Source organism: Streptomyces sp. NPDC048565 (genome assembly GCF_040650935.1).
Taxonomy (GTDB): domain Bacteria; phylum Actinomycetota; class Actinomycetes; order Streptomycetales; family Streptomycetaceae; genus Streptomyces.
Window position 1 is genome coordinate 118,652 of record NZ_JBEZIH010000022.1, and the last position, 14,069, is coordinate 132,720.

Below are 14,069 nucleotides of genomic sequence, written 5' to 3' on the forward strand. Positions count from 1 at the left end.
GGTTCGCGACCCCCACGGTACCAGTCAGACCCTTTCGATACCGTGCGGTATCGTTCGGCACTTCACGGTATCGGTCTGTCAGGGAGTGACAGTGAAAGTTTCTGAATACGTGAGCTTCGACGCGGTCGGGCTGGCGGAGCTGGTGGCCAAGGGCGAGGTGCTCCCCGCCGAACTGGAGGCAGCCGCACGAGAGGCTGTAGAGGCAGTCGATCCGCGGATCAACGCCGTCGTGGAGACCTGGCCGTCCGACGACGAACCTGCCCCCGGCAGCGCACCCCTGGCCGGCGTCCCTTTTCTGATCAAGGACATCGCGGTGGCCATGGCCGGCAGGCGGATGGAGCTGGGAAGCCGTCTGGCGGCCGGTAACGTCGCCGGCTCCGACTCCTCACTGATGCTGCGCTTCCGTCGCGCCGGCCTCGTGACGTTCGGGCGCACCGCGACACCGGAGATGGCCTACGGCATCTCGACGGAATCAGCGTTGTACGGCGCGACCCGCAACCCGTGGGACCTGGAGCGGAGCGCGGGCGGATCCAGTGGAGGCGCGGCAGCCGCTGTCGCCGCCGGGGTGGTCCCCGTCGCCCATGGCACCGATGCCGCCGGATCGCTCCGTGTCCCCGCCGCCTACAACGGCCTCTTCGGGATCAAGCCCACCCGCGGCCGGGTGTCCATGGGGCCCGGCGTCGACGAGGTCTTCAGTGGCCTGGCCGTGCACGGCAGCGTCAGCCGCACCGTACGCGACAGTGCGCTACTGCTCGACCGGATACGCGGCCCGGAATCGGGCGACCCCTACTTCGCCCAGCAGCCGTCACGCCCGTACGCGGAGGAAGTCACCCGTCATCCGGGCTCGTTGCGAATCGGTGTCCTCGCCCAGGCATGGGGCGGACGCCGCACCACCGCACCGGTGACCGACGCCCTCTCCCGCACCGTGCGGTTGCTCGAATCCCTCGGTCACCAGGTGGAGGAGGTCGAGGTCGACCTCGGCGCCGACTGGGAGGAATTCGTCCTGGCCAACGCCCGGCTCATGACGGTGAACCTCACCACCCTGGTCGACGGGTTGGCCGCCGCCTTCGGCCGTCCCGTCGACTCCTCGACCCTTGAGCCGGCGACGCTCGCCGGCTACCACTACGGGCAGCGGGTCGGCGGCGCGCAATTCCTCACCGCTCTCGCGATGCGGAACCGGGTGGCCCGAAGCCTGGCGCGGCACTTCGACGCGTACGACATCCTCCTCACGCCGACCCTGCCGGAGCCCCCCTTGCTTCTGGGCACTCATACCGAGGGTGCGGAGACACTGGACGGCCTCGGCTGGATCGAGCGCATCATTGACCTGTCGCCGTTCACCATGCCGTTCAACGTGGCGGGCACGCCCGCCATGTCCGTACCTGTGACGGCCGACGCCGGGACGGGGCTTCCGGTAGGTATGCAGTTCGCCGCCGGATACGGCCTTGAAAGCCGGCTCTTCCGCCTCGCCGGCCAACTCGAAGAGGCACGTCCGTGGTCAGGCCGAACACCCACGGTATGGGCTGGGAACCACCCGGGCCGCTGAAGAACGCTCCTGGCGCGCTGCAGAGAGACATCAAAGGTGACCCGGCCTTCGGAGGATCCTCCCGCGCATGCGCATGCGCCTGCCCGCGGCTCGCGGAGCGGCGCGAGGCACGGGCGCGACGCCGCCCACGAGGAAGGTCGCAGTGGCTCCGGACGACCCGGGGTGCCCCACCCCTGAGTTCGGGCACGTGGTTGTGGATGGTGTCGCGGGAGACGCCGAGGAGCTTGGCGATCGAGGTGACGGTGTGGCGGCCGAGAATCTGGACACGCTGCCTTCCCGGCCTGAGCTTGCCGTTCAACCTCGGTGAACAGGGGACCTGCTCCGGTCTATGAATTGTCGGGCAGTCAGCCGGAGGAAAGCGCCTGATCCGGGCGGCTCTGATGTCGGAAAAGCTCGCGACCAGCGCCAGGGCGGCGTCGGCAAGCACGCTCGGCGTCCCGAGCTCGACAAGGCCCTGGGCCCAGGGCCTCGACAAGGCCCTGGGCCCAGGGAGGTGGCGATCCGGAGCGGGACCAGTGCAACGAGGGTTGTCAGACCTTCAGGTCGGGGAGGTCCCCTGCCGCACTTCTCGGGCGCAGTGCGTCGACGACGAGGTCGAGCAGCCGGCCGGTCTGCTCCGGAGTGTTACTGGCCGCCGTGGAGAAGATGCCGAGAAGCATCATGGTGACGTCGTCGGGGTCGACATCCGCACGGAGCGAACCCGCTCGCACCCCCTCCGCGAGGATCGCCCCGATCGCGGCGGTGATGCGCTCCCGGGTGGTCGGTGTCGCGATCCGCCCCGACGCCCAGCCCGCATGCAGCGTGTCGAGCATCCCGCGCTTCGTCGCGACGAACGCCGCGTAGCGGTCAAGCCACGCACGGAGCGCGACCTCGGGCGGGAACTCGGCGAGCACGACGGGGGCGCTCGCGGTGACGTCATCGAGTTCCGCGCCGTACACCGCCTCGACCAGTGCCTCGCGGGTCGGGAAGTGGCGGTACAGCGTGCCGATCCCGAACCCGGCCTCGCGGGCGATGTTCTCGAGCGCGACAGCGCCGTCAGCGGCCGCGAAGGCGGCCCGGGCGACAGTGATCAGCTTCTCCCGGTTACGCCGCGCGTCGGCGCGGACCGGGCGCGCCGCTCCGCCGGACGGGTCGGCGGGAGCGCCAGTGGGTGTCGGTTCGGGCGAAATCAAAGCGGAGGACCCTCCGGTAGTGCTACAGTCGACTAGGCGGAGGCTCCTCCGCTTTCCTCATCATCGCACGAGGACGGCATTTTCATATGACATCCAGCAGCACACCCTCCCCCGAGGTCACGGCCACCGGCGTCCCCCGTCCGGGAGGCGCGGGCCTGCTCGCGGGGCGCCCCGTCTCCCGTGTCGGATACGGGGCGATGCAGCTCGAGCGGCTGCACGGCGACCGCGACACCGCCATCGCGGTCCTGCGCCGCGCGGTCGAGCTCGGCGTGGATCACATCGACACCGCCCATTTCTACGGCGCCGGTCTCGTCAACGGGTTGATCCGCGAGGCGATCCGACCGGAGGACGGCGTCCTCGTCGTCAGTAAGGTCGGTGCCACCCCCGACTCCAGCGGCGGCCGCCTCCCGCTTCGTCTCGCACAGCGGCCCGAGGAGCTCCGGGCGAGCGTCGAGGACAACCTCATCGGCCTCGGTATCGACCATCTCCCCGTCGTGAACCTGCGCCGCGCCGACACGGGGCCCGGACTCCGGGCCGAGGGTGACCAGGTGGTCGACATCGACGACCAGCTCGCGGTGATGACCTCGATGCGCGACGAGGGAAAGATCGGCGCCATCGGGCTGAGCAGCGTGACCCTCGACAGACTGCGCCATGCGCTCCCTGCGGGCATCGTCTGCGTGCAGAACGCCTACAGCCTCGTCTCGCGCGCCGACGAGGACCTGCTCACGCTCTGCGTCGCCGAGGGGATCGCCTGGGTGCCGTACTTCCCGCTCGGCGGTACGTTCCCCGGCATCCCGAAGGTGACCGAGGAGCCGGCCGTCCACACCGCGGCACAGGCCCTCGACAGCACACCGTCACAGATCGGCCTCGCCTGGCTGCTCCACCACGCCCCGAACACGCTCCTCATTCCCGGCACCGCGGACGCCGGCCACCTCGAGGCGAACGTCGCGCTGGGCGCGATCACCTTCGACGACGCGACACTGGCCGCGCTCGACGCCGTCCCCTCGCGCTCCGCGGACTTGCCGATCGGCTGACCCGGGACAGCAGCTGGATCAAGAACGCAGCGGCCTCCGCACCGGAAGTCATCCTCCACCTTGCCCATAACCTGTCGCGCAATGATGCGAGCCCGATGGGATGCCTTTTCCGTCCTGCAAACGTGCGCGTGGAAGGAGAATCCCATGACCGACCGACGGATTGCGGAGATCACCCCGTTCCGGCCCGTGGTACCGGATCACGAGATCAACGACCTGAGAGAACGCCTCAGCCGAGCCCGGCTCCCTGAACAGGAGACGGCGCCCGGCTGGGCGCAGGGCGTCCCCCTCGACTACCTCACCGAGCTCATCCGCTACTGGCGCGACGAGTACGACTGGCGGCGCCTGGAGGGCGAGCTGGCCTCGCGCGGACAGTCGCACACGGTCGTCGACGGCCTCGGCATCCACTTCCTCCATGTCCGGTCCTCACGACCGGATGCTCGTCCGCTGCTGATCACGCACGGTTGGCCGGGCTCGGTCGTCGAGACCCTCGACGTGATCGACGCGCTCACCGAGCCGGGCGACGGCGAGCCCGCCTTCCACCTCGTCATCCCGTCCCTGCCCGGATTCGGTCACTCCGAGAAGCCGGCCGATGCGGGGTGGGGCATCGAGCGCATCGCCGACGCCTGGGTCGCGCTGATGGCCCGGCTCGGCCACGACCGTTTCCTCGTTCAGGGCGGCGACTGGGGCGCCATGGTCACGATCACGATCGCCGTGCGCCACCCCGAGCGGGTTTCTATGATGCACACCCTTGTGCCGTGGGCTCCGCGCCCCGACGGATTCGACGACACCACCCTCACGCCGACCGAGCGGCGCTGGCTCGAGGAGTACGCCGAGTTCGGGCGCTCGGGGCGCGCCCACGCGCTCCAGCAGTCCACAAGCCCGCAGACGATCGGATACGCGCTGGTCGACTCGCCGACCGCCCAGCTCGCCTGGATCGCGGAGAAGTTCTTCGAGTTCTCCGACTCGGAGACCAACCCCGAGGAGGCGGTGTCCCGGGACCGCATCCTCGACGACGTCTCGCTGTACTGGTTCACCCGCACCGGTGCGTCCGCGGCCCGGCTGTACTGGGAGAGCTTCCGCGGTCTCGGCATGCCGGACCAGAACATTCCCGTGACGGTGCCGGCTGCCGTGACGGTCTTCCCGCGCGACCTTCAGAAGCTGCCCCGCTCATGGGTCGAGGAACGCTACCGCGACCTGCGCTACTGGAGCGTGGCCGAGCGCGGGGGCCACTTCCCGATGCTCGAAGTGCCCGAAGCCTTCTGCGCGGAGACCCGTGCGGCATTCGCCCACGCTCCGGCGTGACGGCGGGGGCCGCGTCTTGCGGCCCGCCTCGTGAACGACACCCACCGTCGGGACTGTAAAACGTACGTTCTACAGTCCCGTCCGAGGTTCAGACACAGGCACTGAGCTTGTTCCTTTTCTTCCGGCCTCGAACGGTGTCTCGTACTGGGTCGCTCACCTGGGATTCGCCGGACTTGGGGGCGGCCTTCGTCTGATCCTGTGCTCCGACCAGGGTGCACGTGACCAGGACGAAGGCCGTGAGGGTGAGTCTGCTGGCTGATGCTGTTTCGACGGCGCGCTCGACGAGGAGCTCGCAGCGCGCGTACCGGTCCTCCCATAGCTGCTGCTGGGCGTGGGCGGCTTGCGCGGAGCGGAACGAGGCAGCCATCAGGGCTTCGGGGATCGACGGTTGTGCGACCAAGGACTCCTGGATCTCGTCGTTGAGGGCTGTCGGATCGCGGTGCAGGGAACCGGTGTTCGGAGGCTGCCAGTCGTCCTCGTCAGCTGCGTCGAGGACGTCGGCGAGCAAGCCACCGACATCCTGCCAGCGCCGGTAGACCGCGGTGCGGTGCACGCCGGCGCGGGCCGCGACGCCCTCCACCGTGAGCCCCTCGTAAACGTGAGCCCCTCGTAAACGTGAGCCCCTCGTAACCGTGCTCACCGAGTTCGGCGCGCACCGCGTCGGGTACTTGGGCACGGATGCGGGCGGTGCGGCCGCCCGGTCTGCGATCGGGCGGTGCGGTGGGGCGGGCACGTTCCGGCGGGTTGTCCGGTGGGTCTGTCATCGGGAATCCGGTTGCCCGGCGGGACTAGATCATGACAGCATCTTAAAGTGACAGTTGTCGCACTAGTGGAGTTGCCGATGCTCTTCCGAAGCGTTCTTCCGGCCCTGCGGTCCCAGGCGACCGTTTCGTCCCCGACAGCTTCGGAGCTGCTCGTATGCCCACACAAATCACCGCGCTCGCAGTCAGCAAGTTCTTCGACGGCAAGCCCGTTCTCGACTCGGTGACCTGTTCGCTCGCGAAGGGTGAGTGCACCGGGATCGTCGGCGAGAACGGGTCCGGCAAGACCACCCTGCTGCGACTGCTCGCCAAGCGGGAGCGCCCCGACCAGGGGGAGATCATCCTGCAGGCCGACGGTGGCGTCGGCTATCTCGCCCAAGACGGGGGCCTGCCAGAAGACGTGACGGCCCAGCAGGTCATCGACCAGGCACTGGGCGATCTTCGTGCGATCGAAGCGCGGATGCGCCGCCTGGAGTCAGCGATGGCCGACGGTGACGAGTCGGCGCTCGACGCGTACGGCGAGGCCGTCTCGGCCTTCGAGCTGCGCGGCGGCTACGACGCCGATGCCCGGCTGGAACGTGCCCTGCACGGCCTCGGCCTGAGTCAGGTGGGCCGTGACTCGACCATGGGCAGTCTCTCCGGCGGCGAACAGGTCCGGCTGCGTCTGGCAGCGGTGTTGGCAGCTGCCCCGGAGACGCTGCTGCTGGACGAGCCGACCAACCATCTGGACGAGGCCGCCCTGGTATGGCTGGAGGAGCACCTGCACAGTCGGCGGGGCACCACAGTGGTTGTTTCCCACGATCGGGGCTTCCTCGAACACGTCGCTACAAGCCTGCTGGAGGTGGACGGGGACCGACGCAGCGTCGTCCGGTACGGCAACGGCTACGCCGGCTACCTCGCGGAGAAGGCGGCGGCGCGGCGGCGCTGGGCCCAGCACCACGACCGGTGGCGTGCCGAGGTCGACCGAGTGCGCGACTCGGCTTCGGGTACCGCCCGCCGGGTGGCCCCCGGCCGGGCGATGAAGGACGGCAACAAACTGGCCTACAACCAGGCCGGTGCCCGTGTGCAGCAGTCCCTGGCCAGCCGCGTCCGCAACGCCGAGGAACGGCTGCGCCGCCTGTTGGCCGACCCGGTCCCGGCCCCGCCGGAGCCTTTGAACTTCTCGCCTGTGATGCGCGCCGGACAGCTGCACGGCGCCGTGCTCGACGCCGTCGGGGTCGCCGTCGCCGGCAGACTCGACCCGGTCGATCTGACAGTCCGGGCGGGCGAGCGCCTGCTGATCACGGGCGAGAACGGCGCGGGCAAGAGCACCCTGCTGCGCGTCCTGGCCGGCGACCTGGTCCCCAGCCGCGGGCACGTCGACAGGTGCGGCCGCATCGGGTACCTCCCGCAGGACCCGGGCCCCGGTTCGGCGGACGAGACCCTCCTGGCCGCCTACGCCCGTGGGCGGGCGGGGGAAGCCGACGACCACGCCGAACGGCTTCTGGCCCTCGGGCTGTTCGACCGGTCCCGGCTGGCGGTGCCGGTCACGCGGCTCTCCACCGGCCAGCGGCAGCGGCTCGCCCTGGCGCGGTTGGTCAGCCAGCCTGCGGACATCCTGCTGCTCGACGAGCCCACCAACCACCTGTCTCCAGCCCTTGCCGAGGAACTGGAGACCGCCCTGGCCGGTTTCGCCGGCACCGTCGTCCTCGTCAGCCACGACCGGTTGCTTCGGCGACGCTGGAGAGGGACCCACCTGGCTCTGCGCGCCGCCCGAGTGCCTGTGATCAGAGGCTGAGGTTCCTGTCCGACCCTTACGCCCGTTCCAGAGAGGAATCGACTCACGATGCCGACTGCTCCCGCCGACCCCACCGTCCTGCACCCGATGCCCGAACAGCAGCGGGTGGTGCTGCTCAAGCCGCTGGTGAAGTCGCCACTGATCGAAGTCGGCGAGTACTCCTACTACGACGACCCAAACGACCCGACTGCGTTCGAGACGCACAACGTCCTCCACCACTACGGCCCCGAGAGACTCGTCATCGGTAAATTCTGCGCGCTGGGCACCGGAACACGGTTCATCATGAACGGCGCCAACCACCGTATGGACGGCCCCTCGACCTTCCCCTTCCCCACCATGGGCGGCTCCTGGGCCGACCACTTCGACCTGCTCACCAACCTGCCCAGCCGGGGCGACACCGTCGTCGGCAACGACGTCTGGTTCGGCCACAGCGCGACGGTCATGCCCGGCGTTCGGATCGGCCACGGCGCGGTCATCGCCTCCGGCGCCGTGGTCACAGGCGACGTACCCGACTACGGCATTGTCGGCGGCAACCCTGCCCGACTCATCCGCACCCGCTACGACGCCGAGGACGTCGCCCGCCTCCTCGCCGCCGCCTGGTGGGACTGGCCCGCGGATCACATCACCGAGCACGTACGGACGATCATGTCGGGCTCGGTCGCCGAGCTGGCGGCAGCCGCCCCGCGCACTCGTCATCCGTGACACCGACGGATGCACCTCGATCCCGCCGATGCCCACCCCGCACCCGAAACGAGTGATCGCCATGTCCCGTCACCGTGCCCACATCGCGATGGTCGGTATCCCGGCCGTCAGCCACGTCCTGCCGAGCCTGGAGATCATTCGCGAGCTGGTGGCCCGCGGCCACCGGGTCACCTACGCCAACGACCCAGCCGTGGCGGACCGGATCGCGGATACCGGAGCCGAACTGGTGCCCTGCACCTCCGTGCTGCCGGTTGCCGACAACAACTGGCCCGACGACCCCATCGCCGCGGCGAACCTTTTCCTCGACGACGCCATCCAGGCACTCCCTCAGCTGCGCGCCGTCTACGACCACGCCCCGGCGGACCTGTACCTGTACGACATCGGCGCCTACGCCGCGCGCGCCCTCGCCGAAGGGCAGGGCCGGCCCCTCATGCAGTTGTCCCCGACGTTCGTAGCCTGGGACGGCTATGAAGAGGAGATCGCGGCGCACCTGTGGAAGTTGCCGGGTGCCGACGCGTACCGAGCAAGGTTCGCACACTGGCTCGCCGACTGCGGGGCGACCACCACGGACGTGGACGCCTTCTCCGGTCCTCCCTCACGCGCCCTGGCCCTCATCTCTCGGGCGATGCAGCCGTACGCCGACAAGGTCGACACCGACTCGGTGACTTTCGTCGGGCCCTGCTTCGACGCACGTGAGGACGCGGGCAGCTGGACACGGCCGGCGGACGCGGAGAACGTACTGTTGATCTCCCTGGGCTCGGCGTACACGCGCCAACCGGAGTTCTACCGCCAGTGCGTCGCGGCGTATGGAAACCTGCCCGGCTGGCACATCGTGCTCCAGATCGGCAAGTACACCGACCCGCACGAAATCGGCGACATCCCACCCAACGTCGAGGTGCATTCCTGGGTCCCGCAGAGGGCGATCCTGGAGCAGGCGGACGCCTTCGTCACCCACGCCGGAATGGGCGGCTGCGGCGAAGGACTCCTCGCGGGCGTCCCGATGATCGCCGTGCCGCAGGGCGCCGAACAGTTCGTGAACGCGGACCAGCTCGTGGAGCTGGGCGTTGCCCGCCGCATCGACACCCCGGACGCTACTGCCAAGACACTGAGAGCGGCCCTGAACGAACTGGTCACCGACACGGAAGTCGCCCGCCGATCGGCACAGTTGCGCGCCAACGCCCGGGCCGAGGGCGGCACCCCGCGCGCCGCCAACCTCATTGAGAACATGCTGGCCATCGGTGACGGACCGGCGGGCTGACTGGCGCTGTGGCTGCAAGCGGGGGCCGACTGCTGTTCTGCAGCCCGGCTCCGGGGTCGTCCGTGTCCACGGTCCGCAGCGGCCGGTGGCCCCGGTCCGTCAAGTTGGGCCGGTTCGCGCTCGTAGTCGATCGCGGGGCGTTCATCGCGGCCGGAGGCTCAGGAACCAGCCACGTTTGCGGGCGCGGTCCAGCCGGTAGCTCGGATCCACTCGACCAGGTCCAGGGTGGCCGGCTCGATCGAGCGCACCACCGCGAGGTCCGAAGGGTATTCCGCCGCCTTCGCGAACTGGCGGAACATCACCTTGTCCAGGTCGTTGGGAAGCACGCTCAACGGGAGGGTCTCGTACCGTGCCGGGAGCCCGACGCGCGCGCCGAACGCCGCGGCGATCTGGGGGCCCGTCAGCTCGTCGCCGACGAGCTCGACGGCTCCGCCGGGCGCCTCCGCGGTGTCGAGCAGGAGCGCGGCGACGACCCGGCCGATGTCCCTGACCGAGATCATCTTCAGGGCGACGTCCTCCGGCAGCGGCAGCCTCAGCACGATCTCCCCATGCTCCAGGCTCGGTGCCATCACGCTCGCGAAGTTCTCCATGAAGGCGGTCGCGCGAACCATCGTGGCCCTCAGGCCGGACTTCCTCAGGTGCTCCTCGATCCAGTACTTCGAGTCGTGGTGCGGCACGCCCGATTCCCGGTCCGCCCCGAAGACCGAGTTGAACACGACGTGCGGGACGCCCGCCTCGACCGCCGCGTCGACGAGCGCGGTACCGATGCGGATCTCCGCCTCGACCTCTTCGAGGCTGTTCGCCAGTGCTGCAGGATCAGACGTTCTTCTGGGCTGCGGCGCGGCGCTGCCGTTTGCCCAACGGTGCCTGGGAGAGGTCCTCGGCACTGCTCCTGAGGTTCTTGTAGCCGTAGCCACGTTCGGCCAGCCACGTCTTTGCCGCCTCTTCAGCGCGTTCCGTCGCTTCCAGGATGTCCTCTTCTTCCTCCCCGGAGTCCAGGAAGCGGAAGGTGAAGGCGGATCGCGCGGCCAGGTCGTAGCTGAGGTGCCCCTCGGAGGTGAAGGCCGCCCGCAGGACGTCATGCTCCGCAGCGCGGGCCAGGAGCTCTGCCCGCTGATCAGTGCTGAGTCCGTCGAAGACACCGCGGACGGTGATACGGAAGGGATGAGTACTCATCCCAGAACCCTAACCAGCGCGGTCGGTGCAGCTCCGCCGGTCACCAGATAACAGCAAGAAGCAAGGGGAAGTTCTTCAGTCGTTCGCCCTGCCAGGGGGAGGCCTGAGTGGGGCGTGATGACCGTACCGGACCGGGATGTTGCGATTCGGTTCGACACGGACCGATACGAAAGCCGCAGCAGGACGGGAGAATGCTCTGTCCTGCTTCTTGCTGTTATCCAGAACATTGAGACCGGGATCCGTACGCTGGGGCGCATGCCGCACACCCGCATTCGCCCGGCCGACGCCTCCACCGCGATCGGCCACTTCCTCGACGCGCTCGAAGCCCGCGGGTACGTGTACGAGACGCGACGGCTGCGCGCCCGCTTCCTCGACGAGTACCTGGAGCACGCGCTCGGCACGGAGCGGGCCACCACCCTCCCCGTCGACGAGCTGATGGAACTCACCCGAGCCGAGGCCTGGCTCGCGGCCGCGGCCGCAGGCCAGACCCGCAGCCGCAACACCCTCACCGGCCCGGACGCCGTCGCGGCCGGCAACACCCAGCGCGCCCGCATCCAGACCTGGAACTCCTTCGCCGAACACCTCGGCCTGCCCCTGCGCCTGGAGATGCCCCCGGCCGCGCACGGCGACTGGCTGGAACCCGAGGAATCCCACAAACTGCTGCGCACCCTCGCCGTGAAACGCCCCGTCGGCTCCAACGCGGCCACCGCGATCCGTACCGCCGCGGTCGCCGCCCTCGTCGCCGCCACCGGCCGCTCCGTGCCCGACCTGCACCGCCTGGACGTCGCCGACCTCGACCTGGAGCACCGGCCGGTTCCTCGGATCACGCTGGACACCGGCCCCCACCCGCTCGACAAGGACACCGCCGACATCCTGCGCCGCTGGCTCGACATCCGCGCCGGCATCACCCGGCAGCTCGAAGGCAGCGACCCGGGCTACCTGTGGATCCCCACGAAACCCGGCCGGCCCCGCGGCGGCGAGGAACCGCCCAAGCCCGGACTGACGAGGGCAGCCGTACGCACCCTGCACTCCGCCCACCGCAACCTCGTCCTGCAGGTCTTCGGCGCGCCCCTGCGGCCCGGGGCACTGCTGCTGCCCCGCCCCTGACGGGGATGGCCGCGCCCCGCACCCCGAGCTCCGCACGCACACGCGGCCGGGCGACACCGCGCACATCTCCGAGACGTTCCACCTCGTGCGCGGCACCAGGCAGATGCTCAGCCACTCTTCCTCGTCTCCCGGCCCCGTCTCAGCAGCAGTCGCCCGCGGTGCTTCACCAAGTCCTGCGGGGGCACCGCAAGCCCCTGGGGCTGAGGAGCTACCGCCCTCGCGCGTCTGGCTTCGTTGATCTCCAGGAACAGCGTTTGTCGACCGGTTCCGGAGGCAATTGGTGACCGTCTCGCTCGCTCATGTCGATGACGAATGGTTCAGATCCAACTTCTGTGGAGCTCTCACACTCTGTAACCTGCCGGGACTCGATGATGCCCCTTCGTCACTCGCGGACAGACCTGTTCGGGATCATGCCCACATGGATTCGACCTCGCCCCACCAAACGGCGTTGGCCCGTTGCGGATCGGTATGACTCGACACGCGGCCAATACCGCGTTGGACTCGTGTTGGTGGCAGTTGATTTTCCCGCTGACGGCCAGTTACGGGGAGGATATCTGGCCACGGTCCTCACGTTCTGTAGTTACATTCGTGGGGGCAGCGGACAAGGGATCCTGGTCAGGCCGCCCGGCCGTCCAACTGGCACCCGTGCTCCGCTCACGTCAGTGAGCGCACCTCCGCGACATCGTATTCGGCCACCGCGGCGGCGAGCATCGCGGCGCCCTGCCCGTCGTCGGGACCATCGCCTCGGAACGCCTCGACGGCAGCCTGCGACTCCCACCGCTCGAAGATGTTGATGCGCCCGGAATCCACCAGGTCCGCAGCGATAGCGAAGTCGAGGCATCCCGATGTGCGGCGGGCCAGTTCCACAACGCTCACACAGCCTGCAAGATAGGACTCACGCAGTTGAGGGTCGACAACGATGTGCCCTGCGACGATCACCATGTGCTGCTCCTTGCTGGGTCCGACCGGCCGTCGCCAAATATGACCGTCGACCGGGGCCGGACTCATCGGTGCGCGCAGAACGGGAACCCCCGGTCCACGCCCGCTGCGCTGGGGCCAACTCAACCATTGGCTGCGGACGGTGACTGAGTCAACTGGCCGTACTTGGGGAATTCCTGCTGGCCGCTGTCATTCAGCTCGGTCCCGCCGGCACGGCCTGGCTGCTACGACACCCCCGCTCAGGCTGTCGAGCGACTCCAGCAGAGCTCGACTGTCCCGTCAGGATGCCAACAGGACTCGTTTCCGCAGGAGGCTGAAGCCGGCCCGGCCGTACATCTGGCGTTTGATCATTTTGATCCGGTTGACGTGGCCTTCGACGATGCCGGAGTTCCAGGGCAGTGTCAGGCCGGCGGTGACAGCGGCGAGATCCCGTTCGAGACCGTTGACGAAGGTGTGGAGGGTGGGCAGGTCGCCGGCACGGACCGCCTTGATCCATTGCGGGAGCTGGTCGCCCTGGAGCTGGGTGAGCATCTTCCCGAACGCGTGGACGTGCCCGGTGAGGGCATCGAGTTCAGGGCAGCCGGCGAGAACGGATTTGAGCTTCAGACGCTCGCTCTCCGGCAGGGTGTCGGGGTGAGTCAGGATATCCAGCTGGTGACCGTGCGTGGGGACGGCGGACGGGCTGCAGGCGCGGTCGGGGATGTCCGGAACGGCTGGAGGTGGGCGCGGACGGCTCCGTAGCCGTCGGTGTAGCCGTGCGTCTTCATCTCTTCCCAGAGGGTCCAGGCGTTCGTGCAGCCCTCGGCCCATCGCCCGTGCAGGTAGGGCTTGAAGTCGTCGAGCTTGGTCCTGCGGCTCTGCCACTGTCCCTGGAACACGTCTTCCGGCCTTGCGGCGTCGGCCAGTCGTTGGACGGTGCGGTAGGTCATGCCGAGCTGTCGCTGAATCGCGCGTCGGCTGTGGCCGGCGGCCAGCAGCGTGTGGACGGTGGCGTGCTTGGCTCGGGTGCGGTCGGCGAACCGATGCCCGGTGGGCCATGGCGGCCCGCTCTCGGCCAGTTCCGGAGCCTTCTCCGGCGCCGACTCGGCGGAGGTCGCACGGAGGCACGCGCGGTGGCGGGAGACGCACCGCTCGGCCGCTTCGCCGAGGTTGCGCCAGAGGTGGAATCGGTCAGCGACCTGGACCGCGGTGGGTGCCCCGGTCCTGGCACCCTCGGCGAAGTAGGGGGCGCGGTCGCGGCAGAGGACCTCGATCCCCGGGTGATCGGCCAGCCAGGCCGCGACACTGCCTGCCAGAAC

The 14,069-nt window shown here is 69.2% G+C and carries 11 protein-coding genes and 2 pseudogenes; 7 read left to right on the forward strand and 6 right to left on the reverse strand.

Translation table 11 applies throughout. From position 1 onward, the window contains the following. Positions 1–91 precede the first annotated feature (91 nt). Entirely contained in the window at positions 92–1,543 is a 1,452-nt protein-coding gene (locus AB0C75_RS25250; protein ID WP_362893975.1) for an amidase, read from the forward strand. A gap of 530 nt (positions 1,544–2,073) precedes the next feature. Here AB0C75_RS25250 and AB0C75_RS25255 read toward each other — a convergent pair. Continuing rightward, the gene (locus AB0C75_RS25255) at positions 2,074–2,715 is read right to left on the reverse strand and encodes a TetR/AcrR family transcriptional regulator (protein ID WP_362893976.1); all 642 of its coding nucleotides are present in this window, start codon (positions 2,713–2,715) and stop codon (positions 2,074–2,076) included. Positions 2,716–2,801: 86 nt separating this feature from the next. Here AB0C75_RS25255 and AB0C75_RS25260 point away from each other — a divergent pair, with 86 nt between their 5' ends. Together AB0C75_RS25260 and AB0C75_RS25265 are read left to right on the forward strand one after the other, a co-directional pair. Next, positions 2,802–3,749 (forward strand): aldo/keto reductase, encoded by a 948-nt coding sequence (locus tag AB0C75_RS25260; protein WP_362893977.1) that lies wholly within the window; start codon positions 2,802–2,804, stop codon positions 3,747–3,749. Between the two features lie 144 nt (positions 3,750–3,893). Further along, positions 3,894–5,051 carry an epoxide hydrolase family protein gene (locus tag AB0C75_RS25265; RefSeq protein ID WP_362893978.1) on the forward strand — a complete coding sequence of 386 codons (1,158 nt, stop codon included), beginning with the start codon at positions 3,894–3,896 and terminating at the stop codon, positions 5,049–5,051. Positions 5,052–5,319: 268 nt separating this feature from the next. Here AB0C75_RS25265 and AB0C75_RS25270 read toward each other — a convergent pair. Then, positions 5,320–5,815 (reverse strand): annotated as a pseudogene (locus AB0C75_RS25270) (TetR/AcrR family transcriptional regulator); the annotation flags it as partial. 154 nt (positions 5,816–5,969) lie between these two features. Between AB0C75_RS25270 and abc-f the strand changes: the two are divergent. The 3 genes from abc-f to AB0C75_RS25285 all read left to right on the forward strand — a co-directional run bounded on the left by abc-f (position 5,970) and on the right by AB0C75_RS25285 (position 9,549). Further along, positions 5,970–7,589, forward strand: coding sequence for a ribosomal protection-like ABC-F family protein (gene abc-f / locus AB0C75_RS25275; RefSeq protein ID WP_362893979.1), 1,620 nt, complete (start codon positions 5,970–5,972; stop codon positions 7,587–7,589). A 48-nt stretch (positions 7,590–7,637) separates the two neighbouring features. Then, a complete protein-coding gene (locus AB0C75_RS25280; RefSeq protein ID WP_362893980.1) occupies positions 7,638–8,291 on the forward strand; it encodes a CatB-related O-acetyltransferase in 654 nt (217 codons plus the stop codon). Positions 8,292–8,352: 61 nt separating this feature from the next. Next, positions 8,353–9,549, forward strand: coding sequence for a macrolide family glycosyltransferase (locus AB0C75_RS25285; RefSeq protein ID WP_362893981.1), 1,197 nt, complete (start codon positions 8,353–8,355; stop codon positions 9,547–9,549). A 158-nt stretch (positions 9,550–9,707) separates the two neighbouring features. Here AB0C75_RS25285 and AB0C75_RS25290 read toward each other — a convergent pair whose 3' ends face one another. Both AB0C75_RS25290 and AB0C75_RS25295 read right to left on the reverse strand, forming a co-directional pair. Beyond that, complete coding sequence (locus AB0C75_RS25290; RefSeq protein WP_362893982.1) at positions 9,708–10,436, reverse strand: NmrA family NAD(P)-binding protein; 729 nt, start codon at positions 10,434–10,436, stop codon at positions 9,708–9,710. Beyond that, positions 10,366–10,725, reverse strand: coding sequence for a DUF6204 family protein (locus AB0C75_RS25295; protein WP_362893983.1), 360 nt, complete (start codon positions 10,723–10,725; stop codon positions 10,366–10,368). Before AB0C75_RS25295 ends, AB0C75_RS25290 begins: the two co-directional genes overlap by 71 nt. A 255-nt stretch (positions 10,726–10,980) precedes the next feature. On the opposite strand from AB0C75_RS25295, the gene AB0C75_RS25300 reads away from it, so the two are divergent. Then, complete coding sequence (locus AB0C75_RS25300; RefSeq protein WP_362893984.1) at positions 10,981–11,832, forward strand: hypothetical protein; 852 nt, start codon at positions 10,981–10,983, stop codon at positions 11,830–11,832. Positions 11,833–12,486: 654 nt separating this feature from the next. On the opposite strand, the gene AB0C75_RS25305 is transcribed toward AB0C75_RS25300, so the two are convergent. Together AB0C75_RS25305 and AB0C75_RS25310 are read right to left on the reverse strand one after the other, a co-directional pair. Continuing rightward, a complete protein-coding gene (locus tag AB0C75_RS25305) occupies positions 12,487–12,774 on the reverse strand; it encodes an antibiotic biosynthesis monooxygenase (protein ID WP_362893985.1) in 288 nt (95 codons plus the stop codon). A gap of 276 nt (positions 12,775–13,050) precedes the next feature. Then, positions 13,051–14,063: pseudogene (locus AB0C75_RS25310) on the reverse strand (transposase); the annotation flags it as partial. Positions 14,064–14,069: the final 6 nt, after the last annotated feature.